The following is a 1872-nucleotide window of genomic DNA, read 5'->3' as shown; positions in this document are numbered from 1 at the left end:
GTTGTCATGGAGAAAGTTCATAAGCGCTAATTCTTTGTTTGCATCGTAATACTATGAAAGAGAGAATGAATCGTATTGTTTTTAAAGTAATGATAAGAATATTTATATTTATGCAATGTTTATTACGTCATGTTATTTTTATTTTAGATGTGCAGTGCAGGTTGTTTATTTGAGTTTTTGATAAAATATGGATATAGCATTGTAAACTTTACACTATATAGCCGTTTGTAAAAGCAACAGCTATATAGCGCTAAAAGAACTATTCAGTTACAACCCGAGTAAGTAATTTAACTGAGCTAAGTGGCACATATACTAGGTCGTATATAACAGGCGCTGGCCAGATCAAGCTCTTAAACTCGCCCATAACGGATCTTGGCTCAGGGCAAACTGCCTGTTCTGGAGCGCTGAACCAAGATGTATATCGAGTTTCACCTGCCGAAAAAGAATAAAGAGTTCCATTCTTTTGTGTTATTCCAGAGTTTGTATAATTACACTCTTTCGAATAATAAGTTACCTTTTGAGAGGCTGCTGCTTTATTTAAAAAAACTGAACTAAATAAAAAAGAGCAAGTTATTAAAGTAAGTATATTTTTAGCTTTCATTTTTATCCTTAAAAAATTCTAATTAAAAGCCACTATCATCGCGGCTGAAGTAATTTAACATGATTGCTGGAAAATGCATCATGAAATTAATTTATTTTGGTTTGAATTGTTGTTAACAACAGTAAACATAAATGCACTTATTCCATTGCTAGTTTAAAATAATGTATTTGATTTTTACTTTATTTCGGTTTTCCTAATTCTAATAGCTTAGTGTTATAAATAAAAAACTATCAATTTATAATGTCAATGAATGTATTAATTACTGTTTATATATCACAAACTATGTGCGTGATAAATATGGTAAGTACAGAGAATGAATAGGCAGATTTTTGAGCAATGCATGACTGCCACTTAATAGTACATTGTGTATGTTATGATGTTTTTGCTATTTGGAAGTGGTAAGCATCCAACATCAAACGAATAGCGCTAATAACAAATAATTGAACTACGAGAATGAGTGGTAGTTGTGTGGGTAAAGCTACTCAGTATGTATTATCAATAAAACTAGCGACTGATGGCATTATGAATAACGAATATCTCATCTCCTACATTTTATGCTCTAATGAGGTAATCAATTGAGAGAAAAGTCATGTGTTCATAACAGCAGCTGAGCTGCCTAGATGATTATTTTCACATACAACCGTTTCAGAGCTTACAAAAACATTAGTCACTAGAGTGTTGATATTGAAATACCTCTTCTAGTGGTAACTTAAATACCGTCGCAATTTTAAATGCTACTTCAAGCGATGGAGAGTATTTATTGGCCTCAATCGCCATGACGGTTTGACGTGTTACGCCAATTTCCTGAGCCAGTTGCTTTTGCGTCATTTCATTATTTAAAAAGCGCAGAGTTCGAATTGAATTGGTAATAACGCCACTAGCCATAAATAGCTCCGGTTCGTCCTTTGTAGAGTTGTGTCGCGTAGTTGGTTATTTCCGCCAATAAAAAGGCGCAAACCATGATATGTAATGGCAAAAAAGGTATGTTGTATTCAAACCCTTGCGCATGCGCTTGATATTGAAAGATTGCAATGCATATCCCTGTTTGTAATATATACGTGGTGTATTTATATCCAACTAAGCTTATTTGTTTTTCGCGCACATCAAGTGGTTGTTCAAGCTCATCATCGCTGATGAAAGCCAGCACGATATAACTGATCACCATGAGTACAATACTGTAAATAATTACTTGCAGTAACAGTTCAGACAGCCAAACCGGTGATGCAAGTTGTTCTGAGCTAGCTGAAAACACGTTTTTTAGATAGAAATAG

General features: G+C 34.0%; 3 protein-coding genes. All 3 read right to left on the bottom strand.

Annotation, left to right across the window (positions count from 1 at the left end):
* Positions 1-259: 259 nt before the first annotated feature.
* Positions 260-601 carry a hypothetical protein gene (locus J8L98_RS24360; RefSeq protein ID WP_210998648.1) on the bottom strand — a complete coding sequence of 114 codons (342 nt, stop codon included), beginning with the start codon at positions 599-601 and terminating at the stop codon, positions 260-262.
* 663 nt (positions 602-1264) lie between these two features.
* A complete protein-coding gene (locus J8L98_RS24355) occupies positions 1265-1486 on the bottom strand; it encodes a helix-turn-helix transcriptional regulator (protein ID WP_210998647.1) in 222 nt (73 codons plus the stop codon).
* The coding region (locus J8L98_RS24350) for a hypothetical protein (RefSeq protein WP_210998646.1) at positions 1479-1872 on the bottom strand (394 nt) is incomplete at its 5' end. The genes J8L98_RS24355 and J8L98_RS24350, both read right to left, overlap by 8 nt.

Origin of the sequence: Pseudoalteromonas sp. MMG013, assembly GCF_018100885.1 — a bacterium.
Taxonomy (GTDB): domain Bacteria; phylum Pseudomonadota; class Gammaproteobacteria; order Enterobacterales; family Alteromonadaceae; genus Pseudoalteromonas; species Pseudoalteromonas aurantia.
This window is presented reverse-complemented; position numbering and strand designations above follow the sequence as displayed.

Bases quoted from the DNA above. Each gene is read 5' to 3' on its own strand.
- J8L98_RS24360 (WP_210998648.1), bottom strand. From the start codon at position 601: ATGAAAGCTAAAAATATACTTACTTTAATAACTTGCTCTTTTTTATTT.
- J8L98_RS24355 (WP_210998647.1), bottom strand. From the start codon at position 1,486: ATGGCTAGTGGCGTTATTACCAATTCAATTCGAACTCTGCGCTTTTTA.